This is a genomic window from Gemmobacter sp. 24YEA27 (assembly GCF_030052995.1).
Taxonomy (GTDB): Bacteria; Pseudomonadota; Alphaproteobacteria; order Rhodobacterales; family Rhodobacteraceae; genus Pseudogemmobacter.
The window spans coordinates 1,371,708-1,397,790 of sequence record NZ_JASJPW010000001.1 but is presented as its reverse complement, the minus strand read 5'-3'; the positions used below and the strand labels follow the sequence as shown (position 1 = coordinate 1,397,790).

Genomic DNA, 26,083 nt, shown 5'->3' with positions numbered 1-26,083 from the left:
ATGACAAAGATCAGACTGGGGATGGTCGGCGGCGGCAAGGATGCCTTTATCGGCGGCGTCCACCGGATCGCGGCCCGCATCGATGGCGAATATGACCTTGTCGCCGGCGCGTTGTCTTCGACACCGGAACGGGCGCTGGAAAGCGGGCTGGCGCTCGGACTGGCCGCGGATCGGTCCTATGGCAGTTATGAAGAGATGGCCGAACGCGAGGCCGCGCGCGAGGATGGTATCCGCGCCGTGTCCATCGTGACGCCGAACCATATGCATGCCGGCCCCGCGATGGCCTTTCTGAACCGCGGCATCCATGTGATTTGCGACAAGCCACTGACCGCCACGATGGACCAGGCGCGCGACCTTGAAGCTGCGGTCAAAGCGTCGAAAGCGCTCTTCATCCTGACCCATAATTACACCGGCTATCCGATGATCCGCCAGGCGCGGGACATGGTGGCCTCGGGCGAGCTGGGCAAGATCCGCGTCGTTCAGGTCGAATATGCCCAGGACTGGCTGACCGAAGCCGCCGACGACAGCAACAAACAGGCAGACTGGCGCACCGACCCCGCGCGCTCGGGCGCAGGCGGCGCGATCGGCGATATCGGCACCCATGCCCATAACCTCGCCTGTTTCGTGACCGGGCTGGCGGTGGAAAGCCTTGCCGCCGATCTGCAAAGCTTTGTCCCCGGGCGCCGGGTCGATGACAACGCGAATATCCTTCTCAGGATGCAGGGCGGCGCGCGCGGCGTGCTCTGGTGCAGCCAGGTGGCGCCGGGCTGCGAAAACGGGCTGCGGCTGCGCGTCTTTGGCGAAAAAGGCGGGCTGGAATGGAGCCAGGAGGATCCGAATTACCTCTGGCACACCCCCTTTGGCGCGGCGAAACGCCTCGTGACCCGGCGCGGCGCCGGGGCGAATGCGGCGGCGAATGCGGTCAGCCGCACCCCGGGCGGCCATCCCGAGGGCTATCTCGAAGGGTTCGCCAATCTCTATACCGAGGCCGCCCGCGCCATTCGCGCGGCAGACAGCGGCCAGATCCCGGATACCGGCCTTCTGCCGGGGATTGCGGCGGGGATGGACGGGATGCGCTTTATCGACGCCGCGATCCGCTCGTCCCGGGCCGATGCGGCATGGGTGGCGCTGTGACCACTCCCGTTCTCGCCCTGAACGGCGTCAGCCGCAGTTTCGGCCCGATCGAGGTGCTGCATGGCATTTCGATCGCGCTGGCCCCGGGCCGCGTCCATGCGCTGATCGGCGAGAATGGCGCGGGGAAATCCACCACGATGAAGATCCTCGCGGGCTATCAGCCGCCATCCTCAGGCGAGGTTCTGCTGGACGGTCGCCCGGTCGCCTTCGCCACCATGGGTGAGGCCGAGGCGGCGGGGATCTCGATGATCCATCAGGAGTTCAACCTCGCCGAACAGCTGACCGTTGAGGAAAATATCTTCCTTGGCCGCGAACTGAAGCGCGGCCTTTTCCTCAACAAAGCCGCGATGCGGGCTGAAGCCCGGACGCTTCTGGACCGGCTGCAATGCCGGGTCGCGACGGATCGCCCGATCTCGAGCCTGTCGAATTCCGACAAGCAGATGGTCGAAATCGCGAAAGCCCTGTCGCGCGAGACCCGCGTCCTGATCATGGACGAGCCGACTGCGGTGCTGACCAAGGCGGAAACCAGGATCCTGATGGACCAGGTCCGGGCGCTCAGGGCCGCCGGTACGGCCATTCTCTTCACCTCGCATAAGCTCGACGAGGTGAAAGAGATCGCCGACGACCTGACCATCATGCGCGATGGCGCGGTGGTCTATTCAGGCCCCGCCGATGCGATGGACGAACATGGCATGGCCGAAGCAATGGTCGGGCGCGAGATGTCGCAGCTTTACCCCGCCAAAGACGGCACCCCTGGTGAGATCGTGCTGGAAGTCTCTGGCCTGACAGTGCCGGGCTTTGCCGAAGATATCAGCTTCAGCCTGCGCGCGGGCGAGATCCTCGGCATTGCCGGGCTGATCGGTTCGGGGCGGACAGAGACATTCGAGGGCCTGGCTGGACTGCGCCCTGCCACCGGTTCGGTCAAAGTCAAAGGCCGCCCGGTCACCATCCGCCACAACTGGGAGGCGCTGGAGCTTGGCCTGTGCTACCTGACCGAAGACCGCAAGACGCGCGGGCTGCTGTTGCAAAAGGGGATGCGTGAGAACCTCACGCTCCAGGCGCTGCACCGGTTCTCGCATGGGCTGCTGGATCAGCGCGCCGAAGAGGCGGCCCTTGACCAGGCGATCCGCGATTTCGACATCCGTGGCGCGCGCGGGATCAATGTCGGCCATCTGTCCGGCGGCAATCAGCAAAAGCTGCTCTTCGCGAAAACCATGCTCTCGGACCCGCAGATCATCGTGATCGACGAGCCGACCCGCGGCATCGACATCGGCACCAAACAGCAGATGTACGACTTCATCCGCCGCCTTGCCCGCGAGGGCCGCGCCATCGTGGTGATCTCTTCGGAAATGCAGGAGGTCATCGGCCTTGCCGACCGCGTTCTGGTGATGCGGCAGGGCCGGATCCAGGGCGAGGTGACCGGCGATACCATCACTGAGGACGCCATCGTGCGCCTCGCCATGGGGGTCGGCCAGGCCGCCCCTCTCGCAAAGGAGTTACAGGAATGAGTGTTGCGGCAGCTCCGGCGCGCCGGGTGCAGATGAGCGTGATCGGCCCGATCCTCGCGCTGGTGATCCTCGTGATCATGGGCGCGATGATGAACCCGAATTTCCTCGGCCTCGACAATATCACCAATGTTCTGGCGCGGTCGGCCTTTATCGGTATCATCGCGGTGGGGATGACCTTCGTGATCACGGCAGGCGGGCTTGACCTCTCGGTCGGCTCGATGGCGGCGTTTATCGCCGGGCTGATGATCCTTGTGATGAACAAAATGCTGCCCTCGATGGGCGTGGGCGTGCCGATTGTCCTTGTGGGGATGCTGGTCGCGCTTGGCGCCGGGATCATCGCGGGGCTGATCAACGGTCTTCTGATCACCCGGCTGGGGATCGAGGCCTTCATCGTCACGCTCGGCTCGATGGGGATCTATCGCAGCCTCGTCACCTGGCTTGCAGATGGCGGCACGCTGAGCCTCGATTTCGGCCTGCGCACCTTCTACCAGCCGGTCTATTACGGCGGCATTTTCGGCGTTACCTGGCCGATCATCGTCTTTGCCGTGGTGGTGATCCTCGGTGAATTGCTGATGCGCTCTACCGCCTTTGGCCGCCATTGCGCCGCCATCGGGTCAAATGATCAGGTGGCGAAATATTCATCCGTGCGCGTCGGCCGCGTGCGGCTTCTGACCTATGTGATGCTTGGCGCCCTCGTCGGGCTGGCCGTCATCATGTATGTGCCGCGCCTTGGCTCGGCCTCGTCCGCCACCGGCCTCCTGTGGGAGCTGGAGGCGATTGCCGCCGTCATCATCGGTGGCACGGCCCTCAAGGGCGGTTTCGGCCGCGTCTGGGGCACGGTTGTGGGGGTGCTGATCCTCGTGCTGATCGGCAATCTGCTGAACCTGACGGATTACGTCTCGCCCTATCTGAACGGAGCAATCCAGGGCGCGATCATCGTTCTCGCTGTCGTTTTGCAGCGCGGAAGCAAAGCGGGCCAGTGACCCCTGGCCCCGAATGACTCAAGGGAGGAGAAACTATGAAACATTTCGTATCGGCACTGGCGCTTGCGGTTGCGCTTGGAGGGCCTGCTTTGGCCCAGGACACCAAAGTGATCGGCGTGTCGATCCCGGCGGCGACCCATGGCTGGGCAGGCGGCATGAACTATTTCGCCAAAACCACGGTAGAGCGGCTGGAAGCCACCTATCCCGAGCTGGATTTCGTGCTGGCGACCGCCTCGGACCCGGCCAAGCAGGTCAATGATATCGAAGACATGCTGGCCACCCGGAAGATCAGCGCGCTGGTCGTGCTGCCTTTTGAATCCGAGCCGCTGACCGGTCCGGTGCAGAATGTCAAAGCCTCGGGCGCCTGGGTGACCGTGGTCGACCGTGGTCTGGCGGTTGACGGCATCGAAGACCTCTATGTCGCGGGCGACAACCCCGGCTTTGGCCGCGTCGCTGGCGAATTCATGAAATCCCACATGCCCGATGGCGGTAAGGTTGTCGTGCTGCGCGGCATCCCGACCACCATCGACAATGAGCGCCTCGAAGGCTTCCAGGGCGCCATTGAGGGCTCGGGGATCGAAGTTCTTGCCGCCGAACATGGCGACTGGAACCGCGACAAGAGCTTTACCGTGATGCAGGATTTCCTGTCGAAATATCCGGAAATCGACGCGGTCTGGGCCTCGGATGACGATATGGCGCTTGGCGCACTGGCAGCAATCGAAGCCGCCGGCCGCAAAGACATCAAATTCGTGCTCGGCGGCGCCGGTATGAAAGAGATGATCAAGCGCACCATGGACGGCGATGCGATGATCCCGGCCAATGTGACCTACCCGCCGTCGATGATCGCCACCGCAATCGAAATCACCGCGGTCGGCCTCGTCTCGCCGGCGCCGGTCTCGGGCGATTTCATCATCGGCTCGGTTCTGGTGACGCCGGACAATGCGGCCACCTTCTACTACCCCGACAGCCCGTTCTGAGGCATTACGACCCCGGCCGGTTCGCGCCGGCCGGGGCAATTCCATGAGGTGAATATGTATCTCGGTCTCGATCTCGGCACCTCTGGCATCCGCGCGTTGCTGATGGATGAAGAACAGCGGATCATCGGTTCGGCCAGCGCCGCGACGCCGGTGTCACGCCCCCATCCCGGCTGGTCCGAACAGGATTCCGAAGACTGGACCACAGCCTGCAAAGAGGCCGTAGCGGCCCTGCGCGCCGCCCATCCCGTTGAATTCGCCGGCATTCGCGGCGTCGGTCTGTCGGGCCATATGCATGGCGCCACGCTGTTTGACCGCAGCGACCGCGCGCTGCGCCCCTCGATCCTGTGGAATGACACCCGCGCGAGCCTTGAGGCCGCCGCAATGGATGCCGATCCACGCTTTCGCCAGGTGACCGGCAATATCGTCTTCCCGGGCTTCACCGCCCCGAAACTGGCCTGGGTTGCAAAGCACGAGCCCGCCCTCTTTGATCAGATCGCCATGGTGCTTTTGCCGAAAGACGCGCTGCGGCTCTGGCTGACGGGCGAGCATATTTCCGAGATGTCGGATGCCGCCGGCACCAGCTGGCTGGATTGCGCGGCGCGCGACTGGTCGGATGACCTGCTGACGGCTTCCGGCCTCTCCCGCGCACAGATGCCGCGTCTGGTCGAGGGCTCGGCCCCCGGTGGCCACCTGCGTGCCGAACTTCTGGCAGACTGGGGCCTCACCGGCCCGGTGATCGTCGCCGGCGGTGCGGGCGACAACGCCGCCTCGGCCATCGGCATGGGCACCATTCGCGAAGGCCAGGCCTTTGTCTCGCTCGGCACGTCAGGTGTGATCTTTGCCGCCAATGACGCCTTCCGACCGCTGCCTGAAAGCGCTGTTCACGCCTTTTGCCATGCGCTGCCGGACCGCTGGCATCAGATGGGCGTGATCCTGTCCGCCACCGATGCGCTGAACTGGTATGCCGGCATCACCGGCACCGCCGCCGCCGATCTCGCGCGCGAACTCGGCGAAGATCTGGTCGCGCCGGGTTCGGCCAGTTTCCTGCCCTATCTCTCGGGCGAGCGCACACCGCATAATGATGCGAAGATCCGGGGCGCCTTTACCGGCCTCGGCCACGAATCCGACCGCAAGGCGCTGACCCGTGCGGTGATGGAAGGCGTCGCCTTCGCGCTGAAAGACAATCTGAACGCGCTGCGCCAGGCCGGGGCCCGGATCGGGCGCGTCACCGCAGTCGGTGGTGGTTCAAACTCGGGCTACTGGCTGAAGGTCATCGCGACCACGCTCGGCATCCCGGTCGATCTGCCGGTCGGCGGCGATTTCGGTGCAGCCTTCGGCGCGGCACGGCTCGGCCTGATGGCTGCCACCGGCGCCAGCCCGGAAAGCATCTGCACCGCCCCCGCCACCAAAACCACCATCGCGCCGGATGCGGGCCTCCTCGCGGCCTTTGATGACGCTTATTCGCGCTATCGCAGCCTCTACCCCGCGCTGGCGGGGTAAGGCCCGGCCTTACAGCAGATCCTCTTCCTCGCCCGTGACATCGACGCCAAGCGCCTCCAGCCCGGCTTCGAGATTTTCCGGAAGATGCGGCATCCCCATCAGGTAATCCGCGGTGGGGGTGGTCGCTTCGGTATAGGCGGTGCGCAGCGCCTCGGCATAATCCTCGGTCTCGAACGCCCCGCGCCCGATCCAGGCAATGGCGGTCAGATGCGCCTTTTCTTCGTCATTCAGCCCGTCGATAAAGGCATATAGCTGCGCCTGACCTGCCGGCCCCTCGCGCGACAGGAAAATCACCTGCACCACTTTGCTGGGAGAGATTTCGATCATGGGACACCTCCTGCCGCCATGATCCCGCTTTCCCCTTCAGGGTGCAAGCGCCGGATGCATCAGCGCAAACGCGATACCGTATGCCAGTGACCCCGCGAGCGTCGCCACCACGACCGAGCGCTTCGGCAGGAAGGCCAGAACCGTGACCACAGTTCCCACCGCCAGGGGCACGAGATCCGTCTGCCCGGGCCAGAGACGCGGCAGGACCGAGGCCACGAACAGCGTCGCAATCGCCGCCGGCCCGGTCGAAGCCAGAAACCCCGCCATCAGCCCGCCCGGCTTCGCCTCGCCCCGCATCAACAGGACCGGCAGCGCCCGGAAAGCCCAGTTCGCCAGCCCCGCAAGCCCCGCCATCAGCACCAGATCCGGGTTCATCCGCGCCCCCTGACCAGCCCGCCGGCCATTCCGGCTAGCGCACCGCAGATCATCCCTGCAAGGATCCCGGCCGTCGCCGACCAGACCACGGTGCCAAGGCAGGTCGCGATCACCGCAACCACAATCGCCGGCATGGCAAGCCGCGACAGGATCGAGAGCAAAAGCGCCAGAAACAACGCCGAAAGCATGAAATCAAGGCCGGAGCTCACCGCCGGCCAGCCATCCAGCGCGCCACCGCCGGCGAAGGCCCCAACCGCCGTTCCCAGCACCCAGGACGCATAGGCCGCCAGCCCCAGCCCGAACATATAGGCCTCGGAAAACCGCTGCCCCCGCGCCAGCGCCCCCAGCGCCTGGCCAAAGACCTCATCGGTCAGCCCCCAGGCCCAGACCCAGGCAAAGCGGCGCGAACCCTCCGCTCCCGCCTCTTTCATCAGCGCCGGCCCGTAAAGCACATGGCGCACATTCATCGCGATCAGGGTAAAGGCCGCCACCAGCACCGGCGCGCCACTGGCAAACAATGTCAGCGCCAGGAATTGCGAGGCCCCGGCATAGACCACCAGCGAGAGCATCACCGCCTCGGCCTGGCTCAGCCCGCCTCGGGTGGCCGCGACGCCAAAAGAAAACGCAATCGGGAAATACCCCATCACGATGGGCAAAGCGGCCAGCAGGCCACCGCGAAACGAGGCTGGTTTGTCACTCATGATGCAGCAGCGCTACCCCGCCATAACACCAATGTCAAAACCCCCGCCCGGCCTTTCATCTGTCTGAAAATATCCTCGGGGGAGGAAGCGGCCAAAGCCGCTTCCCGGGGGCAGACAGCCCCCCGTGCCTGGGTCACATCACTCCGCCGCGTCGAGATAGCTCTCCAGCGGCGGGCAGGTGCAGACAAGGTTCCGGTCGCCGTAGACATTGTCGATCCGGCCAACCGGCGGCCAGTATTTATCGACCCGGAACGCCGCCGGCGGAAAACAACCCTGTTCGCGGGTATATTTCCGGTCCCACTCCGCCACCAGGTCCTGCACCGTATGCGGTGCAAAGCGCAGCGGGCTTTCCTCGGCAGAAATCTCGCCCGCCTCGACCGCCCGGATCTCCTCGCGGATCGCCAGCAGTGCGGTGATGAAACGGTCGATCTCGGCCTTGGTCTCGGATTCCGTCGGCTCCACCATCAGCGTGCCGGAAACCGGCCAGGACATGGTCGGCGCATGGAAGCCGTTGTCGATCAGCCGCTTGGCGATGTCATCCACCGTCACGCCATGATCGGCAAAGGGGCGAGTGTCGAGGATACATTCATGCGCCACCCGGCCACGATTGCCCATATAGAGCACATCATAAGCCCCTTTCAGCCGCGCCGCGATATAGTTGGCGTTCAGGATCGCCACCCGCGTCGCCTGGGTCAGCCCCGAGCCACCCATCATCAGGCAATAAGCCCAGGAGATCAGCAAAATGCTTGCCGAGCCATAAGGCGCCGCCGAGACCGGGCCGGCATCGGTTTCCGGACGCCCCTCGGGATCGCCCGGCAGATGCGGCGCGAGATGCGCGCGCACGCCGATCGGCCCCATGCCCGGCCCCCCGCCGCCATGCGGAATGGCAAAGGTCTTGTGCAGGTTCAGGTGGCTGACATCGCCACCGATCTCGCCCGGCTTCACCAGCCCCACCATCGCATTCATATTGGCGCCGTCGATATAGACCTGGCCGCCATGATCATGGGTGATCTTGCAGACCTCGCGCACCGTCTCTTCAAACACGCCATGGGTCGAGGGATAGGTGATCATGCAGGCCGCGAGCCGGTCGCCGGCCTTTGCCGCCTTGTCGCGGAAATCATCCAGATCGACATCACCATTGGACGAAGACCTGACCACCACAACCTCCATCCCGGCCATCTGCGCCGAAGCCGGGTTGGTGCCATGCGCCGAAATCGGAATCAGGCAGATCCGGCGGTCATGATCGCCCCGCGCCTTGTGATAGGCGAGGATGGTCAAAAGCCCGGCATATTCCCCCTGAGCACCGGAATTGGGCTGCATGGAAAACGCATCATAGCCGGTGATCTCGCACAGCTTCGCGGTCAGATCCGCAATCGCCTCGCCATAACCCGCCGCCTGATCGCGCGGCACGAACGGGTGCAGGCTGCCAAATTCCGCCCAGGTGACCGGCATCATCTCGGCGGCGGCATTGAGCTTCATCGTGCAGGACCCGAGCGGGATCATCGCCCGGTCGAGCGCCAGATCACGATCCGAGAGCCGGCGCATGTAACGCATCATCTCGCTCTCGGCCCGGTTCATCTGAAACACCGGATGGGTGAGATAGGCGCTTTGCCGCAGCATCGTCTCGGGGAAGCCGAGGCCTCCGCGATGCGGCGGTACGCCCTCGATCCCGAAGGCCCGCAACACCCGGCTCAGCACCTCTTCCGAGGTGGTCTCATCGAGGCTGATCCCGATCCGGTCATTGCCGATCCGGCGGAAATTCAGCCCCTCGGCCCGCGCTGCGGCAAGAATGCCGGCCTGGCCCACCCCGACCTCGACCGTGATCGTGTCGAAAAAGGCCTTCGGCGAGACCCTGGCCCCCGCCGCCATCAGCGCGCGTGCCAGCCGCTGGGTCAGGAAATGCACCCGCTCGGCAATCGCCCTGAGCCCGTTCGGCCCGTGAAACACCGCATACATCGAGGCCATGACCGCCAGAAGCGCCTGCGCCGTACAGACATTCGACGTCGCCTTCTCGCGCCGGATATGCTGCTCGCGCGTCTGCAAAGACAGGCGGTAAGCCCGCGTCCCGTGGCTGTCGATCGAGACACCCACAATCCGCCCCGGCATGTTGCGCTTCAGATCATCGCGACACGCCATGAAAGCCGCATGCGGCCCACCATATCCCATCGGCACGCCGAAGCGCTGCGACGAGCCGATGGCAATATCCGCCCCCATCGCGCCCGGCTCTTTCAGCATGCACAAGGCCAGCAGATCGGTCGCGACAATGGCCAGTGCCTTATGCGCATGCAGATGCGCAATCTTCGCCGTGAAATCCGTCACATGCCCATAAGACCCCGGATACTGGAAGATCGCGCCAAACACGCTTGAAGGCTCCAGCAGCCCAACATCGCCCTCAATGATCTCGATCCCCAAAGGCTCGGCCCGGGTGCGGATCACCGCAATCGTCTGCGGGTGGCAGAAACGGTCAACAAAGAAAGCTTTGGCTTTCGACTTCGCCGAACGCTCCGCCATCGCCATGGCTTCCGCCGCCGCCGTCGCCTCATCCAGAAGCGACGCATTGGCAACATCAAGGCCCGTCAGATCACAGACCATGGTCTGGTAATTCAGCAGCGCTTCAAGCCGCCCCTGCGCGATCTCGGGCTGGTAAGGTGTATAGGCGGTGTACCAGGCCGGGTTCTCAAGGATATTGCGCTGAATGGCAGGCGGCGTCACCGTGCCGTAATAGCCCTGCCCGATCAGCGAGGTCATGACGCGGTTCTTCCCCGCCACCTCTTTCATCTTCGCCAGCAGCTCATGCTCGGCCAAAGGTGCCCAGGACAGCGGCTTTTCTTGGCGGATCGACTGCGGCACCGTCTCGGCAATCAGCGCATCCAGCGAGGCCGCGCCCACCGCCTTCAGCATCTCCTCCATCTCGGCCGGCGAAGGGCCGATATGGCGACGATTGGCGAAATCATAGGGGTTATAATCGGTCGGAGTGAAACTCATCTCGCACCTCCGGACAGTCGGGCGACGCACCGCGCCCCACTTCATCTGTCCTTAAATATCCCAGGGGGTCCGGGGGACTGGTCCCCCGGCGTTCAGGCAGGTCCGGGGGGCTGCCCCCGGGGCTCAGCTAACCCTCACCGGCCTCAGCCGATGAAATCCTTATACTCATCCTCATCCATGAACTGATCGACCACCGAGAGATCATCGACCTTCAGCTTAAAGAACCAGGCGCCGCCCAGCGGATCCTCATTCACCAGCCCCGGATTGTCCGAAAGAGCCTCATTCACCTCGACGATCTCGCCCTCGACCGGCGCGAGGATATCCGAGGCCGCCTTAACGCTCTCGATCACCGAAATCTCATCTCCGGCCGCCACCTGTATTCCCGCTTCGGGAAGCTCCACGAACACCACATCGCCAAGCGCTTCAGCCGCATGTTCAGTGATCCCGACCACGATCAGGTCACCCTCGACGCGCAGCCATTCATGTTCCTTGGTGAATTTCATCTTTTCGATCCCCTGGGACTTAACGTTTGTAATGGGTTGGGTGGAAAGGCGTGGCCGCAACCACAACCGGAAGCTTCTTGCCGCGCAGCTCGGCCTCGATGCCGGTGCGGGGGGCCGCAAAGGCGCTCGCAACATAGCCCATGGCAACCGGCGCCTGGACCGAGGGGGCAAAACCGCCCGAGGTGATCGCGCCAATCGGCGTGCCATCCGTCGCAAAGAGTTCCACGCCTTCGCGCATCGGTGCACGACCCTCTGGCCGCAGCCCCACGCGTTTGCGCGAGGGGCCTTCCGCCAGCTCGGCAAGGATCCGCGTCTCGCCCGGGAAACCGCCCGCCCGCGCACCGCCGGCGCGACGTGCCTTCTGGATCGCCCAGCCAAGACCCGCCTCGACCGGGCTCGTGGTCTCGTCAATATCATGGCCGTAAAGGCAAAGCCCCGCCTCAAGCCGCAGACTGTCGCGCGCGCCAAGGCCAATCGGCGCCACGCCGTCCAATGCCAGCAGCGCCCGCGCGAAATCAGGAACCGCGGCCTCCGGCACCGAAATCTCGAACCCGTCCTCGCCGGTATAGCCTGACCGCGAGATCCAGAGCTCACCGAACACTGTCGGGACCGACGCGACATCCATGAACTGCATCGCCGTCACATCCGGCACCAGAACCGCCAGCACCGATTCTGCCGCTGGCCCCTGCAGCGCCAGCAGCGCCCGCCCGGTCTGGATGTCGATCTCGGCCTCATCGGCGAGATGCCGGGTCAGATGTGCGAAATCATGCGCCTTGCGCGCCGCATTCACCACCAGAAGGTAATCCGTCCCGCGATTGGCAAACATCAGATCATCAAGAATGCCGCCGGTCTCGCTGGTGAAAATGCCATAGCGCTGGCGGCCAGGTGCTACGCCCAGCACATCGACCGGCATCAGCCGCTCCAGCGCCAGCCCGAGACTCTCCATCGATCCTTTCGGGCGCAGCACGACCTGGCCCATATGGCTCACATCGAAGAGCCCGGCCGCCGCCCTGACATGCAGATGTTCCGCCATCACCCCGGCCGGATATTGCACCGGCATCTCATAGCCCGCGAAGGGCACCATTTTCCCGCCAAGCTCCAGATGGAGCCCGTGCAACGGAAGGCGCAAAAGGTCGGTCAAACCGCCTCTCCCCTGTCTGTCGGCCGAAAATATCCGGCACCGCTCACGGCAGTTCCCCTGCCGCCCGGTGCCCCCTCTGTCCTTGCCCGCGACTGGGGCGCCTGAGATCGTTATCCCTTCGGCGGGCGCCTCACGCGCCACTCTCCAGAGTCTTCAAATGCAGTAACGGTCCCTTGCGCCTGAGAGTTTACCGGGGCGGTTGCTCCTTCGGCACCGGACCCGCCCTGTCAGGGGCTGCCCGGATTCTCCCGATCCTGCCCGTTCTGACTAACCCGAGGCTCCCCCATCAGGCAAGTGAAAATCCGTATACGACGGTATTCCCCGCAAGACGACATGCGTGATACGGCAAGGGCCGGCGAAACTGTGGCTCAGTTCAGGCCCGCCGCTCGCCCGGCGCTGCGGCTTCCGCCTCGGGCTGGCTGACCGCGACCGGTGCCGGTGCACCGCGCCCTGTCGGCAGGTTCGGATGCGCAATCGCGAGGCGCGCGAAAATCACCGCCAGAAGGCCAAAGGCGACCCCGCCCACCGCCTGCCCGATCAGCACCCCCTGGGCGCCCCAGATCTGTCCGAACCAGATCGCCAAGGGAATCGTGCCGAGGGTATGGCGCCCCCAATTCACCACCGTGGACCAGAACGGCCGGCCAAGATTGTTGCAGACGGCGTTTCCGGCAAAGATCAGCCCGTTGAAAAACCACATCAAAGCCAGTGGTCCGCAGAACAGGTAGACGATCTCGCGCGTGAGGCCCTGCGCGTTGAAGAGATCGGCAATCAGCGCGCGCAGCAGGAACAAAAGCCCCGAGACCAAAAGGATCACCAGCCCGGTAAAGATCACCGCATCGCGAAAGGCCTGTCTGACACGGTCCATCCGCCCCGCGCCGATATTCTGCCCGATGATCGGCCCGATGGCGCCCGCCAACGCGAAAATCACCCCGAAGGCAACCGGCGTCAGCCGCCCGGCAATCGCCATCCCTGCGACCGCCGCCTCGCCAAATCCCGAGGCCGTGCGGGTCACGAATGCCTGCCCCACCGGCGTCGCCACCTGGGTCAGGATCGCGGGAATGCCAATCGCCCAGACCGGCGCCATATCATGCCATACCTGCCGCAGCGAAGGCCGGTCAAAGCCGCCGTAACGCGTCACAATCGGCCGCACCGCCATGAAAAGGATCACCGCCCGGCTGACCAGCCCGGCCAGCGCCGCACCGGTCAGATCAAGGCCGAAGCCGAAGATCAGCACCGGATCCAGCGCCGCCGTCACCACCGCGCCCCAGACCGTTGCCATCATCGCGGCCCGGGCATCGCCATGGGCGCGCAAAACGGCGGAACCGATCATCCCCAGCATCAGCATCGGCTGCCCTAGGGTCACGATCTGCAGATAATGTACTGCCAGATCATGGGTCTCGCCCTCAGCGCCCAAAAGCCGCACCATCGGCGACAGCAAAAGCCAGACCAGACCCGCAAAAGGCACCCCGAACAGAAACCCGAGCAGCATCCCGGTCGTCGCCTTCTCGCGCGCGAGCCGCAGATCCCGCTGCCCGATGGCCCGGCTCACCAGAGCCGAGACCGCAATCGACAACCCGATCCCGAAAGAGGTGGTAAAGAACAACACCGCCCCGGCATAGCCGACCGCCGCCGCAAGCTCGGATCGGCCCAGCCAGGAAATATAGGCCATATTGATCAGATCGACGACAAAGACCGCCATCAGGCCAATGGAGGATGTCAGCGACATCACCACGATGTGGCGGAAGAGATTTCCCTGAACGAATTTCGCCTCAGCCATCCCTTACCCCCATGAGAAAACGGGCCGGGCCTGCTTTCTCCTGATAAAAATACCCCCGGGAGAGGTGCAGGCAGAGCCTGCGACCGGGGGCGGGCAGCCCCCCGCTCCCCGGCGTCAGAGTGCAGGAAGTTTCTGCAAAAGCGGCAGGACATCCGACATATCCGGCCCATGTGCCTGGCCCGTCAACGCCTTGCGCAGTGGCATGAACAGATCCTTGCCCTTCCTGCCAGTGGCGGCTTTGACCGCGCCGGTCCATTGCCCCCAAGTCTCTTTCGTCCAGGGCCGCGGCGGCAACAGCGCAAGCGCCTCGCGCACGAAATCGCGGTCGGCCTCGTCAATAACCGGCTCTGCCCCTTCCGAGAACAGCTTCCACCAGCCCTCGAGATCCGCCGGCACGGTAATATTGTCTTTGGCCACGGTCCAGAACTGCACGGCCTGATCTTCAGGGACGCCAAGGGCCAGAATGCGCTCGCGCACCTGATCAAAGGGCCAGGCCTGGACGTAATGCCGGGTCAGCGGGAAAAGATCAGCCGGGTCGAATTTCGTCGGCGCCGCGCCGAAGCTTTCGATGTCGAACCCCTCGGCCAGCTCGTCGATCGAGGCAACCGGCTCCACCGGTTTCGAAGACCCCAGCCGCGCCATCAGCGACAAAAGCGCCATGGGCTCGACGCCCTGCGCGCGCAGATCACGCAGCGAAAGCGCGCCGAGGCGCTTGGACAGCTCTTCGCCTTTCGGGCCCGAGAGCAGCGAGTGGTGCGCGAATTCAGGCGGCGTGCCACCCATCGCTTCCATGATCTGGATCTGGGTCGCGGTATTGGTCACATGGTCGGCGCCGCGCACGATATGGGTCACGCCCATTTCCACGTCATCGACCGAGGAGGCGAAAGTATAAAGCACCTGGCCATCGGCGCGGATCAGCACCGGATCCGAGACCGAGGCCGCATCGATCGAGATATCGCCGATGATCCCGTCATGCCATTCGATGCGGTTCTGGTTCAGCAGGAAACGCCAGTAGCCGGCTTTGCCTTCGGCACGGAACGCGGCCTTTTGCTCTTCCGTCAGCCCGAGCGAGGCGCGGTCATAGACCGGCGGGCGGCCCATATTCAGCTGTTTCTTGCGCTTGAGGTCCAGCTCGGTCGGGCTTTCAAAGGCCTCGTAGAAACGACCACTGGCGCGCAGCTTTTCGGCGGCCTCGTGATAGCGGTCATAGCGGGCGGACTGACGTTCGATCTGGTCCCAATGCAGGCCGAGCCAGTCGAGATCCTGTTTCAGCCCGTCGATGTATTCCTGTTTCGAGCGTTCCTGGTCGGTATCGTCGAGGCGCAGGATGAAGGTCCCGCCGGCCTTACGGGCGATCAGGTAATTCATCAGCGCGGTGCGCAGATTGCCGACATGGATATAGCCGGTGGGCGACGGGGCAAAGCGGGTGACGACAGGTTTCGACACGGGTTTCGACATGGGCGGATCCTCGGGCAGGACAGATGGGGGCCTGCAAAGGCTTTCCTCTGTCACAGGCGCCCGGTTTTGTCCAGTTTTGCGCGGAGCAAAAACAGGGAGGGGGCCCGCCCCCTCGCCCGTTCCGGGCTCACCCCCGGGATATTTTCAGACAGATGAAAGCGGATCAGGATTCGAAAGCGAGCTGGTAGCTGTGGGGGACGAAGCGGAAGCCTGTGCCTTTCGGCTCGGCATAGCCAAGGCCCGGGAACGGCATGTGATAGCCGATGAAGGGCAGACGGTCGGCGGCGATCATGCCGAAGATGCGCTTGCGGGTGGCGGCGGCCTCGGTCTTGTCGAGATCGAACCGGACCTCCCAGTCGGGGTTTTCCAGGGACCAGACATAGTGATTTGCAGTATCGGCGGTGAGAACCAGCAGCTTGCCCTCGCTCTCGATCATCCAGGCCATATGGCCGGGGGTATGGCCATAGGCGGCCAATGCGGTGATGCCGGGCGCGGCCTCGCCTCCGTCGGTCACGAACCTCGTCAGATCGCGCAGAGGTCGGACCTTTTTCTCGAAGCCTTCATTTTCCTGGCCGGCCCAGTAGTCATATTCGATCTGCGAGGTGATGTAGCGTGCGCGGGGGAAAACCGGCGTGGCGCCATCCGACATGGTCAGCCCGCCGATATGGTCGGCATGCATATGGGTCAGCACCACCGCATCCACCTGTTGCGGCGAGACCCCCGCCTGGCCGAGCGCCGCCAGCACGCCTTCGGCCGCGAGCCCGGTGTCAAAGAGGATCAGTTCCTTGCCGGTATTGACCAGAACCGGCGTGAAGAAGTTCACGGCGCGGTCGACAGGGATAAACGCCGCCTGCGAGGAGGCGGCGAAATCCGCGTCGCTGACATTCAGCCCGAAAGTACCTTTCGGATTGGAATTCTCACCCGTACCGGCAAGGAGCGTCGTCACCTCGAATGCGCCATGGCGGAAGCGGCGGAAGAGCCCGCCTCCGGCACCCTGCAATTCGGCCTGGGCGCTGGCTTTTTGCGGCAGGCCGGCAGTTGCGGCGGCGGCAAAAGGCAGGGCGGCAGTGGCGAAAAACGCGTGGCGGCGGGTCAGTCCTGACATTCGGAATTCCTCTGGGCGGATCGGCGGATGGCGGCCCCGGCCGATGCGCAGGCATCAGAGAAACGCAGCGGGCGGGCGGCCCGCAGAAGATAGCCGCCCGATGTGACAGAGGCACATCACAGTCCCGTCAGGCGGGCGGGGGTCGGCGGGATCATTCCCACCAGCGGTCGACCTCGGAAATCTCCGCATCCGACCAGCCGAAATGATGCGCCAGTTCATGGATCACCACATGGCTGACCAGTTCCTGGAGCGAGACATTGCCGCGCTCGGCCCATTCGTCAAGGATCGGGCGACGGAAGAGCCAGACCATATCCGGATGCAGCGCCTGATCCGAAACCGATTTCTCGGTCAGGGGAATGCCTTCATAAAGGCCGGTCAGCTCGAACGGATCATTGAGATCCATCGCCTCGAGCATCTCTTCAGGCGCGAAATCCTCGACCCGGAGCACGACATGGGTCGCGGGCAGTCGCCAGGGTTCCGGCAGGGTCGCGACCGCCTCGCGGGCGAGGCTTTCGATCAGGTCAAGCGAAGGGGCGATGGCATCGGGCGAGGGATTTGTCATATGCCCAGACTAGCCCCGCTGCCCACGCGGGAAAAGGCCAAAGCCTCCGCCCGGCTGGACCGCGCCGCCGGTCTCTGCCATATCTGCCGCCTGACAGAACGGGGAGCATGACATGACGTTCGGTAAAGGCCATCACCTGCATCTGATCGACGGCTCGGCCTATATTTTCCGGGCCTATCATGCGCTGCCGCCTCTGACGAAATCCGATGGCACGCCGGTCGGCGCTGTGCAGGGGTTCTCGAATATCCTCTGGGGCGAAATCACGAAAGAGCGCTCTTCCGGCGCCGCCACCCATATCGCCGTGGTGTTTGACCATTCGTCAAAGACCTTCCGCAACGATATCTACCCCGACTATAAGGCGAACCGTCCGCCGCCGCCCGAGGATCTGCGCCCCCAGTTCCCGCTGACGCGCGAGGCGACGCGCGCCTTCAATGTCGCCTGTATCGAACAGGAGGGGTTTGAGGCCGATGACATCATCGCAACGCTGGCGCGGCTGGCGGTCGAGGCCGGGGGATCGGCCACGATCATTTCGTCCGACAAGGATCTGATGCAGCTGGTGCGCCCAGGTGTCGATATTCTGGAGCCGATGAAGAACCGCCAGATCGGCCCGGATGAGGTGTTCGAGAAATTCGGCGTAGGGCCCGAGCGCGTGATCGATGTCCAGGCGCTGGCCGGGGATGCGGTCGATAATGTGCCAGGCGCGCCGGGGATCGGGCTGAAAACGGCGGCTTTGCTGATCAATGAATATGGCTCGCTGGAAGAGCTGCTCGACCGCGCGAGCGAGATCAAACAGCCCAAACGGCGCGAGACATTGATCGACAACCGCGCCCAGATCCTGACCTCGAAACAGCTTGTCTCGCTTGATGCCGATGTGCCGCTGGAGGTGACGCTGGATCAGCTGGAAGTGCTGAAGCCCGATGCCGAAAAGCTGCTCGCGTTCCTGACCCATATGGAGTTTCGCGGCCTCTCGCGCCGGGTGGCCGAAAAGCTGAAGGTCGAGGTGCCGGTGATTGAGGCGGCTAAACCCGCCACCGCCGCCGTGACCGAGGTGGAGGCGCCCGCGATCAGCGAGGCGGGTTACGTCACCATCATCGATCATGCCACACTGGATGCCTGGATCGCGCGCATCCGCGAGATCGGCCATGTCGCGGTCGATACCGAGACCACCTCGCTGGATGAGATGCAGGCGGATCTGGTGGGGATCTCGCTTTCCGTCGATACCGGCATTGCCGCCTATATCCCGCTGGCGCATGTGAAGGGCGGTGATGATCTCTTCGGAGCCGCCGAGCGGGTTCCCGGCCAGCTGGATCCGGCGGAGGTGCTGGCAAAGCTGAAACCGGTGCTGGAAGATCCGGCGATCCTGAAAATCGGCCAGAATATCAAATATGACTGGAAGATTTTCGCGCGTCAGCATCCGTCAATCCGGATCGCGCCCTTCGACGATACGATGCTGATGAGCTATGCTATGTTCGCCGGCCTCAACAATCACGGCATGGACGAGCTTTCCGAGAAATACCTTGGCCATCACACCAAACCAATCAAGGATTTGATCGGCACCGGCAAATCTCAGGTGACCTTCGACAAGGTCGAGATCGCGGCAGCCAGCCACTATGCGGCGGAAGATGCCGATGTGACCTTGCGGTTCTGGCAGCAGTTCAGGCCGCGCCTGCACCGCGAAAAGGTCACCACCGTCTATGAAACGCTGGAACGCCCGCTGGTCACGGTGCTGGCGGAAATGGAGATGGCGGGGGTCAAAGTCGACCGCGATACGCTGTCGCGCATGTCGAATGCTTTCGCGCAAAAGCTCGCGCAATATGAAGACGAGATCGTTGAAATCGCGGGCGAAAAATTCAACCCCGGTTCCCCGAAACAGCTGGGTGAGGTGCTCTTTGACCGTCTTGGCGTGCCGGGGGGCGAAAAGGGCAAGACCGGCGCCTATGGCACCGGCGCCGATATCCTCGAAGACATCACCACCCTGGAAGACAGCCATCCGCAGGGCGCGAAGCTGGCGGCAAAGATCCTTGACTGGCGTCAGATCGCCAAACTGAAATCGACCTATACCGACGCGCTGCAACAGGCGATCAACCCCGAGACCGGGCGGGTGCATACGTCCTATTCCATCGCGGGCGCCAATACCGGGCGCCTCGCCTCGACCGATCCGAACCTGCAAAACATTCCCGTTCGCACCGAAGAAGGCCGCCGCATCCGGGAGGCCTTTGTGGCACCGGAAGGCCGGGTTCTGGTCTCGCTCGACTATTCCCAGATCGAGCTCAGGATCCTCGCCCATATCGCCAATATCCCGGCGCTGAAACAGGCGTTCAAAGACGGGCTGGACATCCACGCGATGACGGCCTCCGAGATGTTCGGCGTGCCGGTCGAAGGCATGGATCCGATGATCCGCCGCCAGGCGAAAGCGATCAATTTCGGGGTGATCTACGGGATTTCGGGCTTTGGTCTGGCGCGCAACCTCCGCATTCCCCGCGCCGAAGCCCAGGGCTTCATCGACCGCTATTTCGAACGTTTCCCCGGCATCCGCGCCTATATGGACGAGACCATCGACTTCGCGAAAAAGCATGAATTCGTGCAGACCCTGTTCGGGCGCCGCATCAACACACCGCAGATCAATGCGAAAGGCCCCGGCGCCGGTTTCGCCAAACGCGCCGCGATCAACGCGCCGATCCAGGGCACCGCTGCCGATGTGATCCGCCGCGCCATGATCCGGATGCCGGCCGCGATTGCGGGCATCGACGCGCGGATGCTCCTCCAGGTGCATGACGAGCTTTTGTTCGAGGTGGCGGAAGCTGAGGCAGACCGTCTGATTGCGGTTGCGAAAGAGGTGATGGAAACCGCCTCTGACCCGGCGGTAAAGCTGGATGTGCGTCTTGTTGTCGAGGCCGGAACCGGCCGCAACTGGGCCGAGGCGCATTAAGCCACCAGATCCCCGCGTTGCCCGGCGCAAAGCGCCACTGCGCGGGATCTGGTCTGCGACACGCCTCTGTTGCAGCGCCATCACCCTGAGAAAACGCTGCACGAAATGGCCTGCGGCCAAAGGTATAAAAGTCAATCAGTGCAGACAGACCTCTCCGTCGCGGAGTCGGAACGAAATCTGCATCGCCGGTCTGCGAAATGAAGGCCGGGGTTAGCGGGCTTTTTCAGTGATCGTCATGCGCATGGGCGCGGTCGATCTCGAACCGGCGGTCGCAATAGCCGCATTCGACAAAGCCGCTGTCCTGCGGGATCGCAAGCCAGACGCGCGGGTGACCCAGAGCGCCCTCGCCGCCGTCGCAGGCCACTTTCCAGGTGGTGACGATCTTGGTGTCCGGGGCTGGCAGGGTCATAGCGGGCATCCTTGGGGGCTTAACGTCTGTGCGCCTATATTACCCATATGGCCCCACCGGGTGCAAGAAGCCCCGGCGCAGCAGCCAGCGCCCGGCGTCTTAAGTCTGAATATTTATCCCAGAGTGCGGAGATCAGTCCTGGAAGAAATCACTCTGCCCCTGAGGCGGGCGCGGCGCCACGAGCCCGAGATGGCGCCAGGCTTTGGCGGCAAGCATCCGCCCGCGCGCGGGTGCGCTGAATCAGACCCTGTTGCAGCAGATAGGGCTCGATCACCTCTTCCAGCGCGTCGCGCGGCTCTGACAGCGCGGCGGCAATGGTCTCCACGCCGACCGGGCCGCCACCGTAATTCTCGGCAAGCAGCGAGAGGTAGCGGCGGTCGGCCCCATCGAGTCCGATCGTGTCAACGCCAAGCCGGGTCAAAGCACGATCGGCAAGCTCGCGGCTGATGCGGCCGCCGGCCTCGACCAGCGCGAAATCGACCACCCGGCGCAAAAGACGGCCGGCGATACGGGGCGTGCCACGCGCGCGCCGCGCGATCTCGCGGCAGCCCGGCTCGTCGGCCTCGATGCCAAGCAGGCCCGCGCCGCGCGAGACGATGCGAAACAGTTCATCCTCGGTATAGAATTGCAGCCGGGTCGGAATGCCGAACCGGTCGCGCAGGGGGGTGGTCAGAAGACCAAGGCGCGTGGTGGCGCCGACCAGAGTGAAGGGTTGCAGGTCAATCCGGACGGTGCGCGCCGCCGGCCCCTCGCCGATCACCAGATCCAGCGCGAAATCCTCCATCGCCGGGTAGAGCACCTCTTCGACGATCGGGGACAGCCGGTGGATCTCGTCGATGAACAGCACATCGCGCGGCTCGAGATTGGTGAGGATGGCGGCAAGATCGCCTGGACGCGCCAGTACGGGCCCCGAGGTCATGCGAAATCCCACGCCCAGTTCGCGTGCCATGATCTGCGCCAGGGTGGTTTTGCCAAGGCCAGGCGGGCCATGGAACAAGGTGTGATCCATCGCCTCGCCGCGCATTTTCGCGCTTTCGATGAAGACGCGCAGATTGGCGCGGGCCTCGGCCTGGCCGGTAAAATCCTCCAATGCCTGAGGGCGCAACGCGCGGTCACTGTCTTCGGGCAGGCGGTCAGGGCGAAGCGAGGGGTCGGGCTGGGTCATAGGCGGAACAATCCCCGAACGGCGCGCGCTTTGCAAGCCGCCGGAAGAGGCAAATCCGGGCAGCTTGTCGTGCCCTGCGGCGCGATGCCTCCGGCAGAAGCATTTAAGTCAGAGGGCGTTCATTTTCCCCTGATCCAGTTACTCAACTGAAGCCGGAAGGAGGCGCGCTCTCAGCCCCATGGGTCCTGGCGGATATTGCGGCCGGATTTCGGCACGGAACTGCGGCGGATATTGCCCTCCTGACGGGTCGGGCGCAGCTCCATCAGGGCCGCGATCCGGTTTTTCGTCGCGGGATGCGTGGAAAAGAGGTTATCGGCGCCGCGCCCGTTCAGCGGGTTTATGATGAACATATGCGCCAGCGCCGGATCCTTCTCGGCCTGGACATTCATCCGTCCCCGCGCCAGCCCGTCAATCTTGCGCAGCGCAGAGGCGAGCCAGTCCGGACGACCGCAGATTTCGGCACCAAGCCGGTCCGCCTCATATTCCCGGCTGCGCGAGATGGCCATTTGCACGATCCCCGCCGCCATCGGCGCGAGGATCATCAGCGCAATCGTTCCGATCATGCCACCAGGGCGCTCGCGGTCGGAATTACCGAAGAACATGCCGAAATTCGCAAGCATCGCGATGGCACCGGCGAAGGTCGCGGTCACTGTCATCGTCAGGGTGTCGCGGTTTTTGATATGGGCCAGTTCATGCGCCATCACTGCCGCGATCTCTTCGCGTGAAAGGCTGTTCAAAAGGCCCGTCGTCGCCGCCACTGCGGCATTCTCCGGGTTGCGCCCGGTGGCAAAGGCATTGGGTTGCGCGGTCTCCATTATATAGACCTTCGGGCGCGGCATCCCGGCGGCATCCGCCAGCTGGTTCACAATACCGACCAGATCCGGGGCTGAATGCTCATCCACGGCCCGGGCGCCGGTCATCCGCAAGACCGACTTGTCGGAATTCCAATATGTATAGAGGTTCATCGCCGCCGCGATCAAAAGCGCGACAACGGCGCCGGTGGCGCCTCCGAGCAACGCGCCCAGCCCCATAAACAGCGCGGTCAGCACCGCCATCAGGACGAAAGTGCGGATATTTCCCATCGGTTTGCGGTCTCCTTCTCTCAAAGATATGGAGAACGGCCGGTCCGCATCAAGCCCCGCTTAACGCGGCGCGAGATGTTTCAGCGCCAGCCGGATCAGCGCCGCCGTATCTGCCTCTGGATTTTCGCCCGAGACCCGCGCCACCGCTTCGGCTGCATCCGACGTGCCATAGCCGAGATTGGCCAGCGCCGAGAGCGCATCGGCGGTATAAGCGGCGCGGATCGCCCCCTCGGACGGGGGTTTCGGCTTTGCGGCTTTGCGCGGCACAGGCGCGGCCTCGGGTTCTTCCAGCACCGGCGCATCGCCATGGGCGAGGCCCGCGCCACGCGCCATGAGGGACGGTGCTTTCGATTTCAGCTCGAGGATCACGCGCTGCGCCAGTTTCGGGCCGACGCCGGGCGCCGCCTGCACCGCCCGCGCATCCCCGAGCGTGATTGCCCGCGCGGCCCCCTCGGCCCCGAGCGCACCGAGGATCGCCATCGAGGCCTTGGCCCCCACCCCCTGCACCGTCATCAAAAGCTTATGCCATTCCTTTTCTATCATGGTTGGAAAGCCGAAGAGCTGCAAAAGATCCTCGCGCACCAGCAGGTCGGTATAAAGCGCCACCATCTCGCCCTCAGGCGGCAGGCCCGCCAGCGTGCGGTCAGAGACATGAACAATATAGCCCACGCCCCGGCAATCGATCAGCACCGTGTCGATCCCCTTCCAGTCCAGCCGCCCCGAAATCTTTCCGATCATCCCCAAATCCTTTCAACCGGCAGCCCGCTTCACGGCCGCCTGCAACCGGCCCGCGCTTTGCGTGTGATGGGCGTGGCAGATCGCGATCGCAAGCGCATCCGCCGCATCCGGCCCCGCCACCTTCGCGCCCGGCAAATGCAGCCGCACCATATGATCCACCTGTTGTTTAGCGGCATGGCCGACCCGACCACCGTTTTTTTCACCGCATTTGGCGCATATTCCCCGACCTCCAGCCCGAATTGCGCCGGAACCAGCAATGCGATCCCCCGCGCCTGGCCGAGCTTCAGCGTCGCCACCGCGTCTTTATTGACGAAGGTATGTTCGACCGCCGCCGTTTCCGGCTGCCAGTCCTGAAACACCCGGGTCAGCTGGAAATGCAGCGAGGCGAGGCGGCGCGCGAGATCTCCGGTCGTCGCATCCGAGTGGCAGATGCCATTCGCGACATGGGTCAGGCGCGATCCCGCGACATCAATCACCCCCCAGCCAAGGTTCCTGAGCCCCGGATCAATGCCGATTACGCGCATCACTGCCCTCTTTTTGCTTTTGAACCGTACTAGCACGAAAAGAGAACATCCGCCAATCGCGTTCTTAGCGCCTGGAATTCCCGGGAACGGGTCCCGGCCAGGCCTGAAAACGACACCCGGCGCCATACCGCCGACAGAATGCTGCAAGTGCAGCATCAGACCAGCGAGAATCATGGCAGATTTGCGTCCTGAGCCATGCAATAACTGCATTGCGGGCTTGCTGGCGCATGGCTTGCTTTGCACCTGCAGCACGTTTATCTGGCTGCACGAGGCGATGATCGCCCGCAAAACAGTCAGTTTAAAAAGATAAGGAAACAGTCCCATGGCCGCCATCGAAACGAGCCGCCCTGCGCCGTTCGGCGCCATCACGACGTATCGCGCCGTAAACGGCTTTGGTGGCATTTTTTCTGCCTTCAAAGCCTGGAACGACGCACGCGTCACCCGGAAGGCCCTGTCGAAGCTCTCGGATCGCGAGCTTGACGATATCGGCCTGTGCCGCGGTGACATCGAGATGCTGGGTCGCTGAGGTCACTCCTCAGTCTCCCTGACCGAACGGGTCACAGGACAAGTAAGGGACCGTCTCGCGACAGAAGTCGCAGGCGGTCCTTCTGCTTTTCAGGGCCCTTGTTTTCTTTCTCCACGCCAGTCTGATACCAGTGCCTTTCGCCCATGCCTGATGCGCCTGGCTGCTCCACGAGTGAGAAAACCGCCACGCGGCATCGGCCGGGGCGGTCTCGCGCAGAACAGTATATGGAAGATCAGACGACAGCGACCAGCCGGTACGGAACCTGGGCGCGCAGCCGCGAGGCCTGGATTACTGGCGCTGTGCCGGGAAGACTTCGCCCAGGAAAGAGGCCACCAGCTTAGTTACCGGATCGGCGGACATGATTTTCGCCGCGATCGGGTCGAAATCGCTGCCGGTCGCGAGACCTGCCACGCGTTGCTCATAAACCTCGTCGCCAACATAAAAATAGATGGCGCCTTTCATGATCCAGCCAATCATGAGCAGGACCAATACCGCCCGGATCGTCTTGCCAAATGTACGCTCGCGCTGCCAGGTCGACGACCGGCCCATAGTGCCTTTGGCCTCGAAACCATAGCCCTTGCGATGGGCCTTTTCGATCCGGCGCAGACGCCCGGAGAAAGCTTTGTAATTCGGGTCAGCCAAAGTCATGACCAGCTACTCCCATGGCCCCCGCCATAAGGAATTCATGCGGTTTAAATATGGCGGAATTGGGGCAATTTCCTCGAACACCCTCAAATCATTGCAATTTTTATTTGCATCTTCAGGTGTTTACACACGCTCCATGATCAATGCCGACCATTCACCCAGATCGTTTCTGTCTTGCAAACGAAACTGTGAAGCCACGTAACTTTCAACGATGCTTTCCGCCTGAACGACCAGCAGGCCGGAAAGAATCACCTTCGATCCCGGCTTTGTCATTTTCGACATGACCGGTGCCAGTTCGACCAGCGGCCCTTTCAGGATATTGGCAAAGACCAGATCCCAGGGCGCCTCGTCGCGCAGCCTGCGGTGATCGAACCCGGCGGCCTCGACGCATTCGATCCGGCCCTCCAGATCATTGATCGCCACATTGGCCCTGGCAACATCCACCGCCACCGGGTCGATATCCGAGGCAATCACCAGCGCATCGGGCAGCATTTTCGCCGCCGCCATCGCCAGCACCGCCGTGCCCGCGCCGATATCGGCGACTTTGGCGGGGCGGCAGCCCTCCTCGTAAAGCTTGTCGAACGCCAGAAGGCAGCCCAGCGTGGTGCCGTGATGGCCGGTGCCAAAGGCCATGGTCGCCTCGATCTGCAGCGCGACGCGCCCCTCGGGCACCTTATCAGCGTCATGGCTGCCAAACACGAAGAAGCGCCCGGCATCGACCGGATGCAGCTCGCGCTGCACTTTGGCGACCCAGTCGACCTCGGGAAGCTCGGAAATCAGGAAGCTTTTCGCGCCATAGGCGGCGGCGAGGATATCCAGCACGATGTCATCGGGCACCTCGGTATAATAGGCGCCAACCTCCCAGAGGCCGGACCCGTCCTCGACCTCGAAAACGCCGACGCCATAGGGCTCGGGCTCCTGGTCCTCGATCGCTTCGCCAAGCGCGCGGGCGGCCTCCTCGCCGGTAAGCGTCGTCAGAGCGGACCAGGTTGGCATGGTGTTTTCTCCGGATCTGGGGTTGATCTGGTC

General features: G+C 63.7%; 22 protein-coding genes, 2 pseudogenes and 1 riboswitch. Of the genes and pseudogenes, 7 read left to right on the top strand and 17 right to left on the bottom strand.

Translation table 11 applies throughout. The features are described 5' to 3' along the window. The 5 genes from QNO18_RS06970 to xylB are packed head-to-tail and all read left to right on the top strand — an operon-like array spanning position 1 to position 6,102. On the top strand, positions 1-1,134 hold the full coding sequence (locus tag QNO18_RS06970) for a Gfo/Idh/MocA family oxidoreductase (RefSeq protein WP_198837974.1): 1,134 nt from the start codon (positions 1-3) through the stop codon (positions 1,132-1,134). Continuing rightward, the gene (locus QNO18_RS06965) at positions 1,131-2,642 is read left to right on the top strand and encodes a sugar ABC transporter ATP-binding protein (protein WP_283177092.1); all 1,512 of its coding nucleotides are present in this window, start codon (positions 1,131-1,133) and stop codon (positions 2,640-2,642) included. The genes QNO18_RS06970 and QNO18_RS06965 overlap by 4 nt, the downstream gene beginning before the upstream one ends. After that, positions 2,639-3,625 (top strand): ABC transporter permease, encoded by a 987-nt coding sequence (locus QNO18_RS06960; protein WP_092895630.1) that lies wholly within the window; start codon positions 2,639-2,641, stop codon positions 3,623-3,625. The genes QNO18_RS06965 and QNO18_RS06960 overlap by 4 nt, the downstream gene beginning before the upstream one ends. 35 nt (positions 3,626-3,660) lie before the next feature. Next, on the top strand, positions 3,661-4,602 hold the full coding sequence (locus QNO18_RS06955; protein ID WP_198837976.1) for an ABC transporter substrate-binding protein: 942 nt from the start codon (positions 3,661-3,663) through the stop codon (positions 4,600-4,602). 54 nt (positions 4,603-4,656) lie between these two features. Then, positions 4,657-6,102 carry a xylulokinase gene (gene xylB / locus QNO18_RS06950; RefSeq protein WP_283177091.1) on the top strand — a complete coding sequence of 482 codons (1,446 nt, stop codon included), beginning with the start codon at positions 4,657-4,659 and terminating at the stop codon, positions 6,100-6,102. A gap of 9 nt (positions 6,103-6,111) precedes the next feature. On the opposite strand, the gene QNO18_RS06945 is transcribed toward xylB, so the two are convergent. The 10 genes from QNO18_RS06945 to QNO18_RS06900 form a co-directional block, all read right to left on the bottom strand. Then, entirely contained in the window at positions 6,112-6,429 is a 318-nt protein-coding gene (locus QNO18_RS06945) for a DUF3775 domain-containing protein (RefSeq protein WP_283177090.1), read from the bottom strand. A gap of 36 nt (positions 6,430-6,465) precedes the next feature. Continuing rightward, complete coding sequence (locus QNO18_RS06940) at positions 6,466-6,804, bottom strand: AzlD domain-containing protein (RefSeq protein WP_283177089.1); 339 nt, start codon at positions 6,802-6,804, stop codon at positions 6,466-6,468. Then, positions 6,801-7,505, bottom strand: coding sequence for an AzlC family ABC transporter permease (locus QNO18_RS06935; protein WP_283177088.1), 705 nt, complete (start codon positions 7,503-7,505; stop codon positions 6,801-6,803). The genes QNO18_RS06940 and QNO18_RS06935 overlap by 4 nt, the downstream gene beginning before the upstream one ends. A 138-nt stretch (positions 7,506-7,643) precedes the next feature. Then, positions 7,644-10,490 carry an aminomethyl-transferring glycine dehydrogenase gene (gcvP, locus tag QNO18_RS06930; protein WP_283177087.1) on the bottom strand — a complete coding sequence of 949 codons (2,847 nt, stop codon included), beginning with the start codon at positions 10,488-10,490 and terminating at the stop codon, positions 7,644-7,646. A 143-nt stretch (positions 10,491-10,633) separates the two neighbouring features. Beyond that, positions 10,634-10,993, bottom strand: coding sequence for a glycine cleavage system protein GcvH (gcvH, locus tag QNO18_RS06925; protein ID WP_198837982.1), 360 nt, complete (start codon positions 10,991-10,993; stop codon positions 10,634-10,636). A gap of 19 nt (positions 10,994-11,012) precedes the next feature. Continuing rightward, the gene (gene gcvT / locus QNO18_RS06920) at positions 11,013-12,134 is read right to left on the bottom strand and encodes a glycine cleavage system aminomethyltransferase GcvT (RefSeq protein ID WP_283177086.1); all 1,122 of its coding nucleotides are present in this window, start codon (positions 12,132-12,134) and stop codon (positions 11,013-11,015) included. A gap of 156 nt (positions 12,135-12,290) precedes the next feature. Next, a riboswitch (glycine riboswitch) is annotated at positions 12,291-12,395 on the bottom strand. A gap of 112 nt (positions 12,396-12,507) precedes the next feature. Further along, positions 12,508-13,911 (bottom strand): MATE family efflux transporter, encoded by a 1,404-nt coding sequence (locus tag QNO18_RS06915; RefSeq protein WP_283177085.1) that lies wholly within the window; start codon positions 13,909-13,911, stop codon positions 12,508-12,510. 114 nt (positions 13,912-14,025) lie between these two features. After that, complete coding sequence (gene gltX, locus QNO18_RS06910) at positions 14,026-15,369, bottom strand: glutamate--tRNA ligase (RefSeq protein WP_283177084.1); 1,344 nt, start codon at positions 15,367-15,369, stop codon at positions 14,026-14,028. A 163-nt stretch (positions 15,370-15,532) separates the two neighbouring features. Beyond that, entirely contained in the window at positions 15,533-16,474 is a 942-nt protein-coding gene (locus QNO18_RS06905; protein WP_283177083.1) for an MBL fold metallo-hydrolase, read from the bottom strand. Between the two features lie 151 nt (positions 16,475-16,625). Beyond that, complete coding sequence (locus QNO18_RS06900) at positions 16,626-17,036, bottom strand: metallopeptidase family protein (protein WP_092895606.1); 411 nt, start codon at positions 17,034-17,036, stop codon at positions 16,626-16,628. Positions 17,037-17,148: 112 nt separating this feature from the next. Between QNO18_RS06900 and polA the strand changes: the two genes are divergently transcribed. Beyond that, complete coding sequence (gene polA, locus QNO18_RS06895; protein ID WP_283177082.1) at positions 17,149-19,965, top strand: DNA polymerase I; 2,817 nt, start codon at positions 17,149-17,151, stop codon at positions 19,963-19,965. A 223-nt stretch (positions 19,966-20,188) separates the two neighbouring features. On the opposite strand, the gene QNO18_RS06890 is transcribed toward polA, so the two are convergent. The 5 genes and pseudogenes from QNO18_RS06890 to ruvC all read right to left on the bottom strand — a co-directional run bounded on the left by QNO18_RS06890 (position 20,189) and on the right by ruvC (position 23,883). Beyond that, a complete protein-coding gene (locus tag QNO18_RS06890; RefSeq protein WP_092895602.1) occupies positions 20,189-20,374 on the bottom strand; it encodes a zinc-finger domain-containing protein in 186 nt (61 codons plus the stop codon). Positions 20,375-20,506: 132 nt separating this feature from the next. Further along, a pseudogene (gene ruvB, locus QNO18_RS06885) lies at positions 20,507-21,539 on the bottom strand (Holliday junction branch migration DNA helicase RuvB). Positions 21,540-21,709: 170 nt separating this feature from the next. Beyond that, complete coding sequence (gene htpX, locus QNO18_RS06880; RefSeq protein WP_283177081.1) at positions 21,710-22,621, bottom strand: zinc metalloprotease HtpX; 912 nt, start codon at positions 22,619-22,621, stop codon at positions 21,710-21,712. A 60-nt stretch (positions 22,622-22,681) separates the two neighbouring features. Next, complete coding sequence (gene ruvA, locus QNO18_RS06875) at positions 22,682-23,359, bottom strand: Holliday junction branch migration protein RuvA (protein WP_283177080.1); 678 nt, start codon at positions 23,357-23,359, stop codon at positions 22,682-22,684. 12 nt (positions 23,360-23,371) lie between these two features. After that, positions 23,372-23,883: pseudogene (ruvC, locus tag QNO18_RS06870) on the bottom strand (crossover junction endodeoxyribonuclease RuvC). Positions 23,884-24,205: 322 nt separating this feature from the next. On the opposite strand from ruvC, the gene QNO18_RS06865 reads away from it, so the two are divergent. After that, positions 24,206-24,409: a DUF1127 domain-containing protein gene (locus QNO18_RS06865; protein WP_283177079.1), complete on the top strand. Its 204-nt coding sequence runs from the start codon at positions 24,206-24,208 to the stop codon at positions 24,407-24,409. A 288-nt stretch (positions 24,410-24,697) separates the two neighbouring features. Here the strand turns inward: QNO18_RS06865 and QNO18_RS06860 are convergent, their stop codons facing one another. Further along, positions 24,698-25,057 (bottom strand): hypothetical protein, encoded by a 360-nt coding sequence (locus QNO18_RS06860; protein ID WP_283177078.1) that lies wholly within the window; start codon positions 25,055-25,057, stop codon positions 24,698-24,700. Positions 25,058-25,177: 120 nt separating this feature from the next. Beyond that, a complete protein-coding gene (locus tag QNO18_RS06855; protein WP_283177077.1) occupies positions 25,178-26,050 on the bottom strand; it encodes a 50S ribosomal protein L11 methyltransferase in 873 nt (290 codons plus the stop codon). Between the last annotated feature and the right edge of the window lie 33 nt (positions 26,051-26,083).

Excerpts from the sequence above, each read along its gene's own strand:
- QNO18_RS06940 (WP_283177089.1), bottom strand. The coding sequence starts at position 6,804 with ATGAACCCGGATCTGGTGCTGATGGCGGGGCTTGCGGGGCTGGCGAAC.
- QNO18_RS06960 (WP_092895630.1), top strand. The coding sequence starts at position 2,639 with ATGAGTGTTGCGGCAGCTCCGGCGCGCCGGGTGCAGATGAGCGTGATC.
- htpX (WP_283177081.1), bottom strand. The coding sequence starts at position 22,621 with ATGGGAAATATCCGCACTTTCGTCCTGATGGCGGTGCTGACCGCGCTG.
- QNO18_RS06970 (WP_198837974.1), top strand. The coding sequence starts at position 1 with ATGACAAAGATCAGACTGGGGATGGTCGGCGGCGGCAAGGATGCCTTT.
- ruvA (WP_283177080.1), bottom strand. The coding sequence starts at position 23,359 with ATGATCGGAAAGATTTCGGGGCGGCTGGACTGGAAGGGGATCGACACG.
- QNO18_RS06955 (WP_198837976.1), top strand. The coding sequence starts at position 3,661 with ATGAAACATTTCGTATCGGCACTGGCGCTTGCGGTTGCGCTTGGAGGG.
- gltX (WP_283177084.1), bottom strand. The coding sequence starts at position 15,369 with ATGTCGAAACCCGTGTCGAAACCTGTCGTCACCCGCTTTGCCCCGTCG.
- gcvH (WP_198837982.1), bottom strand. The coding sequence starts at position 10,993 with ATGAAATTCACCAAGGAACATGAATGGCTGCGCGTCGAGGGTGACCTG.
- QNO18_RS06860 (WP_283177078.1), bottom strand. The coding sequence starts at position 25,057 with ATGACTTTGGCTGACCCGAATTACAAAGCTTTCTCCGGGCGTCTGCGC.
- polA (WP_283177082.1), top strand. The coding sequence starts at position 17,149 with ATGACGTTCGGTAAAGGCCATCACCTGCATCTGATCGACGGCTCGGCC.
- QNO18_RS06855 (WP_283177077.1), bottom strand. The coding sequence starts at position 26,050 with ATGCCAACCTGGTCCGCTCTGACGACGCTTACCGGCGAGGAGGCCGCC.
- QNO18_RS06905 (WP_283177083.1), bottom strand. The coding sequence starts at position 16,474 with ATGTCAGGACTGACCCGCCGCCACGCGTTTTTCGCCACTGCCGCCCTG.
- QNO18_RS06900 (WP_092895606.1), bottom strand. The coding sequence starts at position 17,036 with ATGACAAATCCCTCGCCCGATGCCATCGCCCCTTCGCTTGACCTGATC.
- QNO18_RS06865 (WP_283177079.1), top strand. The coding sequence starts at position 24,206 with ATGGCCGCCATCGAAACGAGCCGCCCTGCGCCGTTCGGCGCCATCACG.
- gcvP (WP_283177087.1), bottom strand. The coding sequence starts at position 10,490 with ATGAGTTTCACTCCGACCGATTATAACCCCTATGATTTCGCCAATCGT.
- QNO18_RS06945 (WP_283177090.1), bottom strand. The coding sequence starts at position 6,429 with ATGATCGAAATCTCTCCCAGCAAAGTGGTGCAGGTGATTTTCCTGTCG.
- QNO18_RS06915 (WP_283177085.1), bottom strand. The coding sequence starts at position 13,911 with ATGGCTGAGGCGAAATTCGTTCAGGGAAATCTCTTCCGCCACATCGTG.
- xylB (WP_283177091.1), top strand. The coding sequence starts at position 4,657 with ATGTATCTCGGTCTCGATCTCGGCACCTCTGGCATCCGCGCGTTGCTG.
- QNO18_RS06890 (WP_092895602.1), bottom strand. The coding sequence starts at position 20,374 with ATGACCCTGCCAGCCCCGGACACCAAGATCGTCACCACCTGGAAAGTG.
- QNO18_RS06935 (WP_283177088.1), bottom strand. The coding sequence starts at position 7,505 with ATGAGTGACAAACCAGCCTCGTTTCGCGGTGGCCTGCTGGCCGCTTTG.